Here is a 15,546-nt window from a genome sequence, read left to right on the forward strand (position 1 = left end):
CCCTCTCTACACCGATCGTTCAAGCACGGCTTGGCTTCCATTGCGAGGGCTTCACCGACCATGCCCCGTCGCCAATCAAGAACTGCACGACGAGCGCGACGATCCACAGAACCAAGTATTCCCATCCGCCCCCTTTGTTGGTGAATAGCCAGCCGTTCTTGCCGTGAACAGTAACGATTGCCCCTAGCAGGTCGAGCGCAAGAGGTAACGCAAACCAAGAAGCGTAGAACCCGACGATAAGCGCTACACCACCCACCACTTCCAGCAGTGCAATCAAATACGCCATGAAACCAGGTAGACCAATCGACTGAAAGAATTCCGCGGTACCCGGCAGTGTGAAGACAAAGATCTTTAGCCCGGCGTGCGCCAAAAACAGAATGCCGAGGCTGACGCGCAGCACGAAGGCTGCTATTGGTGTAGTTACCTGATGGTTCACGCTCTCTCCTAACTTGAATGTCGCTCTAACAGGCACGCCAAAGCCAGCCATGGGCGACGGCCTTCGGAGCGTAGTTACAACTTTTGGGGAAATGCCGCGACTGATTTGCAAAAGGCTCGATCGATCGCTTACAAGCTGGTGGAACACTTGACGTTGCCGCTGCGAGTTCCGATCAGGAGCAACGTGCCCTTCGCCCGCGCATGGCTGTGATCTGCCCTTATGCATGCGTCCCCGATCACATTCTCAAATGGGGAAGGCCCACCAACAAGCAATGAATATCTGACGATTAGAAAGAAAATCTTGATAGTGCTGATTTCACGCAACGCTGCTGCCGGTGGGCAAGATGCGACGGCCTCACACATGCATGGACGCTTCTTCATCAGGCTCGCCTTCGCGATCCCGGCTGTATTCGCTGATACGGCTTATGTCTCGTCGCAGTGAATTCGGCGCCGTTCGATTTGATCGTAGATCAGTGATCGGACATCCACGAATGTCTGCTAGGACGGTGAGAAGCAGGCGCACCGCAACGTCGTCATGGAGGACTGTTATTGGCCGATATTTTGCATTGGAGCACGCCTGTCTGCGCGAATGCTCAAGACGTTGGCGAACGTTCGCGCTTCGCCTCCCATGCAACGCCTGCCTACGGCAACTCAGACGATGACGTTCTGCTCTGCGGTAGCCTGCTCGCGCATGCGACGGGCTTCGTCGCGCAGGAACTGCTGGTAATCGTCCAGATCGCCGTCGAAGGGCTCGACGCCGCCCCTGGTGACCAGCCAGAACTCATCACATACCGCGCGCAGCAGGGCCCGGTCGTGACTGACCAGCATCACCGTGCCTTCGAATTCGTTGAGCGCCATGGCTAACGCTTCGCGTGTGGCCAGATCGAGGTGGTTGGTCGGCTCGTCGAGCAGCAGCAGGTTCGGGCGCTGCCACACGATCATGCACAACACGAGCCGCGCCTTTTCGCCACCGCTCATCGTGCCAACCGCCTGATGGACCATGTCGCCACTGAAGTTGAAGGTGCCGAGGAAGGTGCGAAGCGATTGTTCGGTGCTACTCTGGCCGGGGGCGCGCATTTGCGCCGGCGTCTCCTTGGCAAGGCGGATCATGTGTTCCATCGGCGTGTCGAGCGGACGCAGCACGTCGAGCTCCTGCTGGGCGAAGTAGCCGATGTTCAGACCTTTGCCTTCGCTGATTTCGCCGGCGATCGGCGCCAGCGCGTGCGCCACGGTCTTCACCAGCGTGGACTTGCCTTGGCCGTTGGCACCGAGAATGCCGATCCGCTGCCCGGCCAGCACGGAACGGCTGATGCCGCGCACGATGACGGTGGGCGGCGTACCCGGCAGCGCGCCGGTCGGCGCCGGGTAGCCGAAGCTCGTGTCCAGCATCGACAACAGCGGGTTCGGGACGTTGAGGGGCTCCTTGAACTCGAAGTTGAACTCCGCATCGGCCAGCACAGGTGCGATCTTCTCCATGCGTTCGAGCGCCTTGACCCGGCTCTGCGCCTGTTTCGCCTTCGAGGCCTTGGCCTTGAATCGGTCGATGAATTTCTGCAGATGCGCGATCTTGTCTGCCTGCCTGGCCACCGCGGCCTGCTGCAACCCGATCTGCTCGGCGCGCATGTCTTCGAACTTGCTGTAGTTGCCGCCATAACGCACGAGCTTGGCGTTGTCGACGTGCACCGTCACCTGCGTCACCGCGTCGAGGAATTCGCGATCGTGGCTGATCACTACCAGGGTTCCTTGATAGCGTTTGAGCCAGGCTTCCAGCCAGACCAGCGCGTCGAGGTCGAGGTGGTTGGTCGGCTCGTCGAGCAGCAGCAGGTCGGACGGGCACATGAGCGCGCGCGCCAGTTGCAGTCGCATGCGCCAGCCGCCGGAGAAGCTGTTGACCGGCTGACTAAGCTGAGCAGCACTGAAGCCAAGGCCCAGGATCAGCGCTTGGGCACGTGCAGGGGCATCGTGTGCACCGGCGTCGTGCAGGGCCATGTAGGCGTGCGCCATGCGCATGCCGTCGTCGCTGGCTTCGGCGGCGGCTGCTTCGGTCTGTGCGGCCAACAGCCCAGTGTCACCCTCGATTACGAAGTCCGTCGCGCTCTGCTCGGTCTCCGGCATCTCCTGCGCGACCTGGCCCATCTTCCACGCAGCGGGAATCGAGAACTCGCCGCTGTCTTCGTGCAGCGTTCCGTTGAGAAGGCCGAAGAAGGACGATTTGCCGGCGCCATTGCGGCCGACAAGGCCAATCTTTTCGCCGGGGGTGAATGTGATGGACGCGCGGTCGAGTACGACATTAACGCCGCGACGCAGCGTGAGATTACGGACGGAAATCATAAGGAGCTACATCGGAGAAGATTGGCATGATAGCCGACCCGACGTGCAGTGCCGCCTCTTTTCTGATCCGCTTGCGCTTTGCGGCGCCCACCGCCGATTCCATCCTCGAAAAGATCGGGCGTGTACGCAAAGCTATTTCCGGGACAGAACACTGGAGATATCCCCCCACGCTGCAAGGTCGCGTGGACGGCGGTACGGTCGACCCCGCGTCAATGAGCTGGCTTTCCTCCTTCCGAACGAGGGCCGCCGCCGGCCGGATGCCTCATTCCCGATCGATTGAATATCTGCCCGGACCACTCACGGCGAGCAACGCGAGACCGCCGATGATACTTACGTTTTTGTAGAAATTGATCATGTTCTCCAAGCGCGTCATGCCCGACATCGACCAATAATGATGGCCGATCACCGCGGTGCCGAGCGTATAGACCGCCAACAACAACGCGAACGCGCGGGTGCGGAAACCGACCAGGAGTGCGAGCCCGACGCCGACTTCTATAAAGATCGCCGTCATGGCGAAAAGTTCAGGCATCGGCGCGCCCGTCGTGGTCATATATGCCACAGCCCCAGAGAAATGGGTTAATTTTCTCCAGCCGAACAGAACGAAAAGAACAATCATCAGTACGCGCGAGGTGAGGAGAAAAGCGTCCTTTCGTTGCTCGATAAATATCTTCACTTTCAACACTCCTGTCTATCAAGATCCAAAATATAAAATCTCGCCATCACACAAGCCGAGTTCGATTCCTTCGGCATTTAGCCGATCGGCCTACGACAGCTTCCGTTCGTTTCGCGTCCGCGCGCTATCGCCGTCAGAAAAGCATCACACCACGACCGTCACGCTACCTCGCGCACCAAAGACATGGTGAAGCGCGCTGCGCGAACTTCGAAGTCGGCGCGTAATAGACGGATTCCATTGCTCAGAATTTGGCGCGAATGCCCACTCGAATCGTGGCTTGGTTGGGACCATTTGATGCGCTTAGCAGGTTGATGTTGGCGACTGCGGGAACTATCGTCTTCCCATCCGCTGCCAGCGTGGAACCAGAAGCATGCTGGAAGGCCCCCACCAGATAGACGTCCGTCCGCTTCGATAGGAAGTAGTCCGCGCCGAGGACGCCCATGTGGTACTGCGCTGCGGGAGCGCCACCGAATGAGCTTCCGCGCGTGTAATCGTACGCAGCACCGAGCATGAGAGTCGGAGCGACCAAATAGCGGAAATTCAATTCTCCTACATTGAATGTCGCTGTCTCTCCAGCGTATGTCGGTGCGGAAAAAGTGGAGCCGAGATTCTCGAACTTCACATTCGAATACGTCACCCCTATCGACGCACTACCGAACGTGTATGTGCCAGCCGCCCCGATAACCTGATAGGTATGCGCGGACCCAAAGCCTCGGGTGACCGCAGACGCCAAGTTGGTCACCGATGCGGAAGGCGTTCCTGTCGTGCTGTTTCCGAAGAATCCGACGTTCGGATTTCGTGCGTTCAGATAACCGATGCCGAGCTGAAGTGGTCCACTTTTATAGCCGGCGCCTAGCGAAAACAGTTGACTGCGCGTGAAATCGCCAGCCACACCACCGAAGCTGTAGAGCCCCCCGAAGGTGAAGCCACGATAATTCGAACTTGTGAACTTGATCGCATTGTTCGCACGGAACGAGTTGTTGAAGTTATCGACATCACCAGGGTGCGCCGCAATATATCCGCCAAACACGTCTGCCGCGATCTGCACACCAACGTAGTCAACGACGGAATCATATTGGCGACCCAACGTGACGGTTCCGTATGGACTTGATAAGCCGACAAACGCCTGTCGTCCGAATCCAAGTCCGCCTTGTGTGAACTTGCCGGTACTTCCGTCGAACCCATTTTCGATAGTGAAAATCGCCTTCAGATTGCCACCTAACTCTTCACTTCCCTTCAACCCCCACCGGCTACCCATCATCACTCCGCTGGTGAGGTTGTATACACGGCCGCCACCGACGTTGGTGATCATGTTGACCCCTTGGTCAATTACCCCGTAGAGAGTCAAAGCACTCTGGGCATGGGCGACGCCCGTTAGCGCGCTCATGGCGGAGCAGACAGCAATCCACTTCTTCATTGAAGTCTCCAAATTATTTATTTGTTTAGTATTCCTAAATAACTGGACGCATGGAACAGCACGCGTCACTCTTGGTCCACTACTGGACGAGTGCCCGGAACGCTCCTCAGACGTTCGTTTCGCTTCTTGGTTTTGCAATCGAGACTGGTCAGCCCCCTGGCTCAAGGCGGTCACTGCCAGCCGGACCGAAGCGGGAGGCAAAGATCACATCAGCCGCTGCCCTCTTGACCGCTTACCGGCCGCGCGCTCTTTGCGAGCCCATGGATGCCCCGGCTTCGCTCATGCTTCCTCGGGTATTGTTGGGGCCACCTCCCTCAGCGTGCGGCGCCCTGAAGCGATCAGCGCGAGCATCGATGCGGATATAAGCGCGGGAACGGCGGCGGCGATGAATAGAGTCGCGTTCGACCAGTTCAAGCGAATTAGCTCACCGCCGATCACTGGCCCGACGATCGATCCGATCCTGCCGATGCCGAGACTCCAGCCAACGCCAGTGGAGCGCAGCGACGTAGGATAGTAGGTCGCGGCCAGCGCGTTCACGGCCGGCTGCCCCCCGATGATGCACAACCCTGTCACCCCGACTGCAACAAACAACATGACAAGCGATAGCCCCGGCTGACCGATCGCGGCAATGGCTGCGCCGGCGACTAGAAACGCTGGGAGCAACACTTTCGAGAATCCGATGCGGTCGATCGCCGGTCCCATCGCCAAAGTGCCCGCGACTCCCCCAAGTTGTAGCGTGGTACCGATCAGCACCGCCGTCGAGATGGGCAACCCGATGCTCTTGACGATCGTAGGAAGCCAGTTGGAAAGAAAATACAGGTTCAGCAAGTTCATGAAGTTGACGCCCCAGAGCAGCAGTGTCATCTTCGCGCGGCCTTCGCGAAACAGCTCCACTACGGGCACTTTGTCGCGGCGCTTCTCCGACACGACATATCGGGTATCCGTGTCGATGCTCATAGTCGGATCGATACGCCGCAACGTGTGCGCCACACGCTCGAGGCCGACGCCGCGCACGATCGAGAACATCATCGACTCGGGCAGGAAACGCAACATGAGCATCGCGAGGACTAGTGGCACGATGCCACCGAATACGAAGACGGACTGCCACCCCCACGCTGGAATCAGCACTGCAGACACAAATCCACCGAGCGTGGCGCCAATCGTGAAGCCGCATGAGACCCACATCATCAGCGTCACTCGTCTGCGCTTCGGACTGAACTCCCCGGCCAAGGCCATCGCATTCGGCATGATGGCGCCAAGACCGAAGCCCGTCACGAACCGAAGCGAGAGCAGCTCAGTCATTGTGCTCACCCTCGCTGTCACGAGCATGCACAGCGCGTAGGCAAGCGTGGCCCAAATCAGCACCGGACGCCGCCCGATCTTGTCGGCGACCACCGAGAATAAGAGCGAACCGATTAGCATGCCAAGCAGGCCGGCGCCGAATATGGGCCCGAACGCGGCCTTGCTTATGCCCCACGACTGAATGATCGCGGGCGCAACAAAGCCCATGGCTTGCACGTCGAACCCGTCTGTGACGACAGACAGGCCAACCAGTATCAATATCCCTATCTGAAAGCGGCTCAGCCGACTGGCATCGATCACGGCCACGATGTCGACGGACTTGTGAGGAGTCTCCATTGCGATGTCTCCTGATAACGTATTTGTAGTAAGAACGACGTGTCACGCTAATCCACCTGCGATGCGCTCGACTCATGCGCGTCATTTCCGGTTAGGCCTACCATCCACAACGCGACTGTAGACGTCCCGCGCCCTTGTACAAAGGTGCCGGATGGCACTTTACTTGTGCCGATAGGGCACAAGTAACCGCCCGCGCGGGGAAAAGAATTGCGATACTTCCGCGAGCCAGCGAGACTAGGAATGGCATTTCGTGCACAAGGAGACGAACGGCATGAAAGATTTGGGCACCGACAGATTGAGCGCAGTCGAATTTTTCTGTGCCGCCGCGAAGGCACGCAGCTTCAGCTTGGCGGCCGCGGAGCTGGGCGTGACGCCCTCCGCCGTGAGCAAAGCAGTCGGTCGCTTGGAGAACCGGCTCGGACTAAAGCTCTTTCAACGCACGACGCGTGCAATTCGGCTCACGCAGGAGGGTCTTGCCTACTACCGCGCCTGCCAACTTGCGTTGGACAGCATTCAGGAGGCTGAACAGACGTTGACGCAATACGGGATCCCGCGCGGGGAATTGCGGATCAGTATGCCGTACAGCTATGGCATCAAGCGCATCATTCCGCTGATACCAACGTACGTCGAGCGCTATCTGGCGCAAGTCAAGGTCGTCGTGTCGCTCTCCAACACGCTGGTAGATTTCGTGAAGCAGGACTTTGACATTGCCATCCGTTTAGGCCATATCGCCGATTCACGGCTCGTTGCACGAACTTTGCACACCGCCCAGCTTCGCGTTGTTGCATCGCCGGGTTATCTGAGCCGGCACTCAGCACCGGCTAAGCCCGAGGATCTACGTGAACACAGGTGCCACGGGCTCATCATGCCCGACAGCGGCCGCGTGATGCCATGGGCATTCACAGGGCGGGAAGGTTCTGCTTATGAAGTCGCCGTTCGCCCCACGATCACGCTTGATCATCCGCTAGGGACACTCGAGAGCGTGCTTAGCGATGGCGGCTTCGCGCAGTTGTTCGATTTCACGGTCGAGGACGAATTGCGCAGCGGCCGGCTGGTCGAAGTGTTGGCAGACGTTCGCCCCCCACCGCTGCCGGTATCGATCGTCTATCCAAGCAGTAGGCATTTGCCGGCCAAGGTACGCACCTTCGTCGATTTTCTGACAGAGATGGTATGCGCGCCTCGGAATATGAAGGCGCCTGCAACGCAGTTTGAGTAGTCTGGCGAGTTCCCACCCACGCGCCAAGAGGTGATCACGGCTTCGCTGAGACGTGTCCAGCGGCACGTTCCGCGAAAAGCTCGACGATTACCCCGCGTAGCCACGCCAACGCTGGGTCTGCGAGACTCCTTCGGTGCCAGAAGCAATGTGTTTCGAGTTCCGGCAACCGGATCGGCGGCCGAATCGAGCGCAGCGCCAACGGGCCGGCGAATTGCTCAGCCAGCTTCAGAGGAACCGTGACGACGTAGTCCGATGTTGCGACGACGAAGGGCGCCGTGAGGAAACTCGAGACTTGGTCATGGGCCGACATCCGGACTCCAGCTTTCTCCATGCGATTCTGAATCTCGATGTAGGGGCTCGCTGGATTCGAGACAAAGAGATGTCTCGCATCTCGATACTTGGCCAATGACGTAGGCGGCTGCGATGCAAATGGATGGGACGCTCGAAACAGGCTGACACAATGCTGCTTGAACAGGCGCAGTTGCAAGAGAGTATCCGACATGTCCTCGTGAGGCCCGAGTGCTAGATCGATCTGACCGACTTGCAGGCCGTTACGCAACTCGGTCCCGCTTTCGTACGAGACCTCGAGCCGCACGTTGGGAGCATGTCGGCTGCAGTAGGCCAAGAGCCTTGGCATGAAGTAGACCTCGCCGACGTCCGTCATCGCGATGACGAAGCGTCGGGCATCGTGAGCGGGGTCGAACGTTTCTCTGCGGCTCAGTGCTGCCTGCAGAAGCGCCATGCCATCGGCGACATCCTGCGCGATCAACTCTGCGACCTGCGTGGGTTGCATCGTCTGCCCGGAGCGCACGAGCAGCTCGTCACCGACAGTTGCACGAAGTCGCGCCAATGCGTTACTTGCCGCAGGCTGCGACATGTTGAGACGTCGAGCCGTGGCCGATATGTTCCGAGTCTCCATGATGTCCTTGAAGATGACCAGGAGATTCAGATCGACCTCACGAAGCCTATGAGTGCTCATTTTTGCCTATTCACTTCCTGAATGGTATCTATTCACCTTGAATCGTTGCGGTAATAGTCCGCGATGCCGACAATTTTGTCTACTCCGAGCTGCGGCAACCATTGCCGTGGCTTCCGACATCAGCGGCTGTCGTCGCAAGCCTTAGGATAAGTTGTATGGCTAATCACGAGCACGAACGCGAATATTTGACTGGATTCGCAAACGAATGGGCCAGCGAAGCACTGCCCGGCGCCCTGCCGTTGGGACAAAACTCGCCACAAGTCTGCCCGTACGGCCTCTACGCCGAGCAAATTTCCGGCACTGCCTTCACCGCGCCACGTCATGCGAATCGCCGGTCGTGGTTCTATCGCATTCGCCCCGGCGCAGCACATACGCCGTTCGAACAAGTCGCCAATGGCAGAATCAGCCAGGACTACCTCGAAACCCCAACGACGCCCAATCAACTGCGTTGGGATCCGCTGCCCCTGCCACCGGACTCGCACGCGGTGGACTTCGTCGAAGGACTCATCAGCATGGCGGGCAACGGTGACCCGCACGTGCAGAGTGGCGCAGCCATCTATCTGTACGCGATCAACCATTCGATGCGTGAGCGCTTCTTCTACAACGCCGATGGCGAGATGCTGATTGTGCTGCAGCAAGGCCGACTTCGTTTCGCCACCGAATTCGGCTTGATCGATGCTGAGCCGCAAGAGATCGTAGTGATTCCGCGCGGCGTCCGTTTTCGCGTCGAACTGCTCGACAGTGCTGCTCGCGGCTACATCTGTGAAAACTTCGGTGCGCCGTTCCGACTGCCCGACCTTGGCGTTATCGGCTCAAACGGTCTGGCCAATCCTCGGGACTTCAAAACGCCAGTAGCATGGTACGAGGACATCGAAGGTGATTTCGAACTTGTCGCAAAGTTCATGGGCAACCTGCATCGAGCAAAACTGGATCATTCGCCGCTCGACGTGGTTGCCTGGCACGGCAACTATGCGCCCTACAAGTACGACTTGCGTCGATTCAACGCCATCGGCTCGATTAGCTATGACCATCCGGATCCGTCCATCTTCCTGGTACTGCAATCAGTCTCCGACACGCCCGGCGTCGATGCCATCGACTTTGTGATCTTCCCGCCGCGCTGGCTGGCTGCCGAAAATACCTTTCGCCCGCCTTGGTTCCACCGCAATATCGCCAGCGAATTCATGGGTCTGATCTACGGCGAGTACGACGCTAAAGCGGATGGCTTCAAGCCAGGTGGCGCTAGTTTGCACAACTGCATGAGCGGCCACGGCCCCGACGCCGCAACGTTCGAAAAAGCCAGCAAAGCGGATGTCACGCGCCCGCACAAGGTCGATGCCACGATGGCGTTCATGTTCGAAACGAGACACGTCATCCGACCGACAAGAGCCGCACTCGCTTCCGCGCAATTGCAGGCCAACTACCACCAATGCTGGCTGGACGTCAAAAAGCACTTCAACCCGGAGAAGAAATGAGCTCGATCAACGAAACGCACGACCTCTCCCTGCAAAGCTGGGTTGAGTCCGCCAACGATCGCAATGTCGACTTCCCGATCCAGAATCTCCCGTTCGGTCGCTATCGCCCTGCAGGCTCGGATGAGGGCTTCAAGGTGGGCGTCGCCATCGGCGACATGATTTTGGATTTACAAGGCACGGGCCTGGCTGACAGCCCGAGCATGAATGCTCTGATGGCGCTCGATGTCGAAAAGCGATTGCAATTGCGTCGCGCCATTTCCCGCGGACTCGCGCTTAACAGCTCGCAACAGAAAACATGGTCGAAACTACTTACGCCGCAATGCGAGGCCGAGATGGCGGTGCCTTGCCGAATCGGCGACTACACTGACTTCTACACCGGCATTCATCACGCGACCTCGGTCGGGAAGCTCTTCCGGCCGGACCAACCGCTGATGCCGAACTACAAATGGGTTCCAATTGGCTACCATGGCCGTGCTTCGTCCATCCATGTAAGCGGCCACGCCTTTCGGCGGCCACAAGGCCAGACGAAGGCTCCGGATGCCACGGAGCCGGCCTTTGGCCCATCTCGACGCTTGGACTATGAGCTAGAACTCGGTTATTTCGTCGGCCAGGGCAATCAGCTTGGACAGCCCGTGCCTATCGCGAATGCCGAGGACCATCTCTTCGGCGTGACGCTACTGAACGACTGGTCCGCTCGCGACATTCAAGCCTGGGAATACCAGCCACTCGGTCCGTTCTTGTCGAAGAACTTCGCAACGACAATCTCGCCGTGGATAGTAACGATGGAAGCATTGGCGCCGTTCCGTGCGCCACTCGTTCGACCAAACGGCGATCCACGGCCACTGCCCTACCTGGACAGCGAAGCGAATCGCAACGCTGGAGTTTTGGACATTACCCTCGAGGTGCTAATCCAGACGCAGAGGATGGCAACCGCCGGCATTGCGCCTGAGAGGCTGACCATCGGCAATGCCGCCGCCGCGGCGTACTGGACGGCAGCACAGCTGATTGCTCACCACACCGTCAACGGCTGCAATCTCCTGTCCGGAGACCTGCTCGGCTCTGGCACGTTGTCGGGCCCTGCACCAAATGAGGCCGGCTCGCTACTCGAACTGACGGAAGGCGGCAAAAAATCCATCGAATTGACCAACGGCGAGCAACGGACCTTCCTCGAGGACGGCGACACCTTGATTTTGCGCGGTTGGTGCGAGCGTCCCGGCGCGGCACGTATCGGTCTCGGCGAAGCCCGAGGCACTGTTTTGGCCTAGGGGCCGACTCATGACAGCCTCGACAGATCAAAAGATCGCCGCAGCGGACCGGACGCTTTACACGTACTTCCGCAGTTCGGCGGCATACCGTGTACGCATCGCTCTTAATCTGAAGGGGTTGGACTATCGTTCCGTGCCCGTTCACCTGCTGCGCGACGGTGGAGAACAGCGCCGACCGGAATACCGTGCGATCAATCCCCTTGGACTCGTGCCCAGCTACCAGGAGAATGGACACACCATACGACAGTCTCTTGCCATCATCGAGTACCTCGACGAGTGCTACCCCGACCCACCGCTACTTCCGCGCACGCCCGCGGCCCGAGCGGAGGTGAGGCAGTCGGCGCTCACGATTGCTTGTGACATCCACCCGATTAACAATCCACGGATCCTCAAGTTTTTGGAGCGTGAACTGCAGGCCGACGAAGCCATGCGGCTACGTTGGATGCGGCATTGGATGCAGGTCGGCCTGGAGGGACTGCAAGCGATGTTGGCAGGAGCCGGCACGGCTGGACGATTCTGTCACGGGGATCAGCCGACAATGGCCGACTGCTGCCTCGTGCCTCAATTGTTCAACGCCCGCCGGTTCGAGGTTGACCTCACTGGATGTCCCCGGCTACAAGCTATCGATGCCGCGTGCCAAGCGTTGCCTGCGTTCCAAAGGGCACATCCGAGCCGCCAGCCCGACGCGGCAAACTGACTTGGCGCTTCCCGCAGCACCGCCTCGCCTCGCGAGAGTCGCCCCGCAGCATGTGCATTACCAGCCGATCACGCAGTTCGGGATTAGCCAGAATGCGGACGATCTGTAGCAGTGAGACTGAGATCTGCGCTTCTTCAGGAGCCGACCAGGACTGGCGCGGTCGAGAGCAAAGCATCCGTTCAAAAATGATGAACACGTAGTCTATTAACGCAGATCGTTCAACTTTTTTCCTTGTTCATACTTTGCGAACGACAGTCAAAGCTGAACGGACTCTCCTCTCACGCTGGATTTAACGCTCGATGCCCCCGAGCGCGACCCGGGCAATGACGGCCGCGTTTACCGGTGCAACCGCGTTGGCGAACTGCGCCGAACACGCCTCAAAACTGGTATTGATTGGCATCATATTGGTACTATAATGGGCTCTTTCGAGGCGGCCGCCTCGAAAGCGTTTTGCAGGGTTGCGCAGCCCTGTTCTGCTACGGACACTGACCTGAAGGCGGCGGATGATAACGGCAAAAATAGAAGAATCGAGACGTCAAAACGGACTTGACTCGTACGCCTCAAGGTCCATTCGATGGGGAATTGTCGGCGCGGGCCACATAGCCGCGCGATTTGCCGAAGGTCTTGGCTTCGTACCAAACGTGACCCTTGCCGGTGTGTGGGCGCGGCGCGACGCGCAGGCCGAAGAGTTCGCCCGGAAACACGGGACACGCGCGTACCCCAGTTTCGACAATCTCCTGGACGACATCGACGCGCTCTATATCGCAACGCTTCAGGACAGTCATTCCCATTACGCCACGCGTGCGTTTTCCGCGGGTCGCGCCGTTCTATGTGAGAAGCCAGCGGCCGTGAGCGCACGCGAGCTTAGACATCTGCAGGATGCAGCGAAGGCCTCCAACGTTCTATTCATGGAGGCCATGAAGCCGCCGTTCTACCCGCTGTTCCAAAAACTGACGGAACACCTCACGAAAGACCCGATAGGAAACATCGCATTCGTGCGTGCCGGTTGTTCGATCGCCGACGCACCAGCCGATCACCCATCGTTCAAGTTGGAGCGCGGCGGAGGTGCATTGCTGAACATCGGTATCTACGAAGCGTTTCTAGCGGTTCGATTCCTCGGGAAAGCGATCAAGGTGCAAACGCTAGGCCGATTGGGAAGAACCGGCGTCGATAGCTTCGCAAGCCTCAACATTCAACACGAGAATGGCATCGCGCAAATATTCTGCGGGCTGGATTTGGATGGCAAAGGCGACGCGTTTCTGGCGGGCACGAAGGGCTCCGTCACGATTCACGAGAACTGGTGGAACCCGTGTCGAGCGACCGTTCACTACCTCGGCGGACGGACAGTCGAATTGCATGAGCCGTTCGAGGGAGGCGGACTGAATTACGAAACGGCCCATTTCTGTGACGTATTGCGCTCGGGTGGGATTGAAAGTCCAGTCATCAGTCATGAGATGTCGATGCAAATGATCGCCATCATAGACGCCGCCCGAGCTGAAATGCGGCTTACATACCCGTTCGAAGCCGGGTAGATCACGCAGTGAGATTGGCAACTACAACGGCCGCGCGTGCGAGAACTATCGTGGTCGGCGCGTTGCCTCACGAAAGAACGTTACCCGTCCGATGATTGTCGTTTCGGTTTCTTTCTCTTTTTCAATTAGCACACCGCCCCTATCGCAAAATAGAGGATAGCAAGCTTTTCGCTAGTCAACGCTTCGGCCACTGCGACCGTGAGTCCACCGCCTCTCATTAAGCGTATTTGACGGCCTTGCGCAGTGCATCGACGAATACATCCAGGTCCGCTTCGTTCATGTAAATGTGCGGCGACACACGCAGTCCCTCCAACTGGCCGACGCGCCGGTATTTAACGTGAACTGAGAACGATTGTCGCAAAACGCGTTCGAGATGCACGGCATCGATGCCGTCGACCGAAAACAGGCTCACCGCACCCAGCGTCTCTGTCTCGAGCGGCGTGTGGATCTGCAAGCCATCAATGTCGGCGGCGAGCCGCGTCCAGTAGCGGGTAAGTGCGCGCAACCTCGCATGAATATTCCCCACACCGATCGCTTGATGAAAGCCGATCGCCGGTTCGATGCCGGCCTGCAATGCCGAATTGTAGGTGCCGAGGTTCCAGTGATCGAACTTGTCCACCGTGTCGGGCGTGGCGTCGAACGAAGCGAGCAATGGCCATGTTTCGCGTAAGCGTCCTCGTTTTATGATCATCATGCCGTTTCCAACGGGTGCGCCGAGCCATTTATGCAGACTCGTCACGAAGAAATCACATCCGAGCTCGCGGAAGCTGATGGGCATCTGCGCGAAGGATTGCGCTGCGTCGACGATGGTGATAATGCCGCGCTCCCGTGCGAGCGCACACAGGCGGGCAACAGGCAGCACCCTGCCTGTCCAGTGAATCATATGCGTCAGATGAAGCACGCGCGTCGCGGGACAGATCGCAGAAGAATACGCTCCGATTATTTCCTCATCGCTGGCGAGCGGATCGAACGTCACCGAGTCGACCACAACGCCTTCGCGGCTCTGCCGCTGCTGCCAGCCCCCAAGTGCGCTCGGATAGTCCCACGACGACACAACCACTCGATCCCCAGTCGACATCTGGACACCGAAAATTGCGACGCTGAGGCCTTCGCTCGCATTTCGGTTAAGCACGACTTCATCCGCATCGCAATCGGCTAGTGTCGCCAACCGCCGCTTGATGTCAGGAAGCTTCAGGTCGAGACCGGTCCACATGTTGACGTCCGGATTCTTGCTGATGAAGCGGTAGGCGTCGATGACCGCCTGCTCAACGACGAACGGTGGCGGACTCACTGCTGCATTGTTCAGATTCAGCAACGGCTGCTGTGCCGGATACGATTTGCGGACCTGTGCCCAATCCACATCGGTGTTCCTTTCGCATGAAGCATCTGCAAGCATGTTCCGTGTCCTGTTCTGATTTCGGCGTGGATGCATCGACAATACCGCAGTCACTCTACACGGTGACGGGCCGCCTCGATCGCTGTTCACGCAGACCAAACCACGCGAATGCTCTGTTGTTGCTGCCAGATGAGTAATTTTCTACCGCCGCGCTGCCAGCACGTTCAAATCCAGCGCAATGCCTCAGCAATGACATGCGTTGCCCCACTTTCTGCGCATTGGCCATGAGCGATCAGAAGCCGCTCGGCCTTCCAATCGAGCACTCTTTGGCGAGCGGCGCGTGCGGCATCACGCGAGAGAAAACTCAGTCGCCATTCGCGCGGCGTGCTACCGTGCGGTCCGACGAGGTCGTCAAGCCGCAGGAGTGTGCCTTTCCACCCCGTGGCCACCTCATCGGGAAAGCGTTGGATCAGGTCGCCGAAGATGGCGGTGCGTGATACGCGATGGAAGAACACTACTTCTTCCATGGCAAACGATCCGCGAAACACAACTTGA

The 15,546-nt window shown here is 58.6% G+C and carries 12 protein-coding genes and 1 pseudogene; 5 read left to right on the forward strand and 8 right to left on the reverse strand.

All coding sequences use genetic code 11. The annotated features are described in order from the left end of the window. Positions 1-19 precede the first annotated feature (19 nt). The 5 genes from VGL01_RS08220 to VGL01_RS08240 all read right to left on the reverse strand — a co-directional run bounded on the left by VGL01_RS08220 (position 20) and on the right by VGL01_RS08240 (position 6,494). Positions 20-436: a DoxX family protein gene (locus VGL01_RS08220; RefSeq protein WP_331568361.1), complete on the reverse strand. Its 417-nt coding sequence runs from the start codon at positions 434-436 to the stop codon at positions 20-22. Between the two features lie 650 nt (positions 437-1,086). Next, positions 1,087-2,766: an ABC-F family ATP-binding cassette domain-containing protein gene (locus VGL01_RS08225; RefSeq protein WP_331568362.1), complete on the reverse strand. Its 1,680-nt coding sequence runs from the start codon at positions 2,764-2,766 to the stop codon at positions 1,087-1,089. Between the two features lie 262 nt (positions 2,767-3,028). Further along, the gene (locus VGL01_RS08230; RefSeq protein WP_331568363.1) at positions 3,029-3,445 is read right to left on the reverse strand and encodes a DoxX family protein; all 417 of its coding nucleotides are present in this window, start codon (positions 3,443-3,445) and stop codon (positions 3,029-3,031) included. A 235-nt stretch (positions 3,446-3,680) separates the two neighbouring features. Then, positions 3,681-4,856, reverse strand: coding sequence for a porin (locus VGL01_RS08235; RefSeq protein ID WP_331568364.1), 1,176 nt, complete (start codon positions 4,854-4,856; stop codon positions 3,681-3,683). A gap of 279 nt (positions 4,857-5,135) precedes the next feature. Further along, on the reverse strand, positions 5,136-6,494 hold the full coding sequence (locus VGL01_RS08240) for an MFS transporter (RefSeq protein ID WP_331568365.1): 1,359 nt from the start codon (positions 6,492-6,494) through the stop codon (positions 5,136-5,138). A 271-nt stretch (positions 6,495-6,765) separates the two neighbouring features. On the opposite strand from VGL01_RS08240, the gene VGL01_RS08245 reads away from it, so the two are divergent. Further along, entirely contained in the window at positions 6,766-7,710 is a 945-nt protein-coding gene (locus VGL01_RS08245) for a LysR family transcriptional regulator (RefSeq protein ID WP_331568366.1), read from the forward strand. Between the two features lie 34 nt (positions 7,711-7,744). On the opposite strand, the gene VGL01_RS08250 is transcribed toward VGL01_RS08245, so the two are convergent. Further along, positions 7,745-8,689, reverse strand: a complete 945-nt coding sequence (locus tag VGL01_RS08250; RefSeq protein WP_331568367.1) for a LysR family transcriptional regulator — start codon at positions 8,687-8,689, stop codon at positions 7,745-7,747. Between the two features lie 155 nt (positions 8,690-8,844). Here VGL01_RS08250 and hmgA point away from each other — a divergent pair, with 155 nt between their 5' ends. The 4 genes from hmgA (at position 8,845) to VGL01_RS08270 (ending at position 13,655) form a co-directional block, all read left to right on the forward strand. Beyond that, on the forward strand, positions 8,845-10,161 hold the full coding sequence (gene hmgA / locus VGL01_RS08255) for a homogentisate 1,2-dioxygenase (RefSeq protein ID WP_331568368.1): 1,317 nt from the start codon (positions 8,845-8,847) through the stop codon (positions 10,159-10,161). Further along, entirely contained in the window at positions 10,158-11,426 is a 1,269-nt protein-coding gene (gene fahA / locus VGL01_RS08260) for a fumarylacetoacetase (RefSeq protein WP_331568369.1), read from the forward strand. The genes hmgA and fahA overlap by 4 nt, the downstream gene beginning before the upstream one ends. A gap of 10 nt (positions 11,427-11,436) precedes the next feature. Continuing rightward, complete coding sequence (maiA, locus tag VGL01_RS08265; RefSeq protein WP_331568370.1) at positions 11,437-12,123, forward strand: maleylacetoacetate isomerase; 687 nt, start codon at positions 11,437-11,439, stop codon at positions 12,121-12,123. 503 nt (positions 12,124-12,626) lie between these two features. Further along, positions 12,627-13,655, forward strand: a complete 1,029-nt coding sequence (locus VGL01_RS08270) for a Gfo/Idh/MocA family oxidoreductase (RefSeq protein WP_331568371.1) — start codon at positions 12,627-12,629, stop codon at positions 13,653-13,655. Positions 13,656-13,872: 217 nt separating this feature from the next. Here VGL01_RS08270 and VGL01_RS08275 read toward each other — a convergent pair whose 3' ends face one another. Together VGL01_RS08275 and VGL01_RS08280 are read right to left on the reverse strand one after the other, a co-directional pair. Further along, positions 13,873-15,051 carry an aminotransferase class V-fold PLP-dependent enzyme gene (locus VGL01_RS08275; RefSeq protein ID WP_331568372.1) on the reverse strand — a complete coding sequence of 393 codons (1,179 nt, stop codon included), beginning with the start codon at positions 15,049-15,051 and terminating at the stop codon, positions 13,873-13,875. Between the two features lie 164 nt (positions 15,052-15,215). Next, a pseudogene (locus VGL01_RS08280) lies at positions 15,216-15,546 on the reverse strand (DUF4336 domain-containing protein); the annotation flags it as partial.

The organism is Trinickia sp., from assembly GCF_036503415.1.
In the GTDB taxonomy this organism is placed as follows: domain Bacteria; phylum Pseudomonadota; class Gammaproteobacteria; order Burkholderiales; family Burkholderiaceae; genus Trinickia.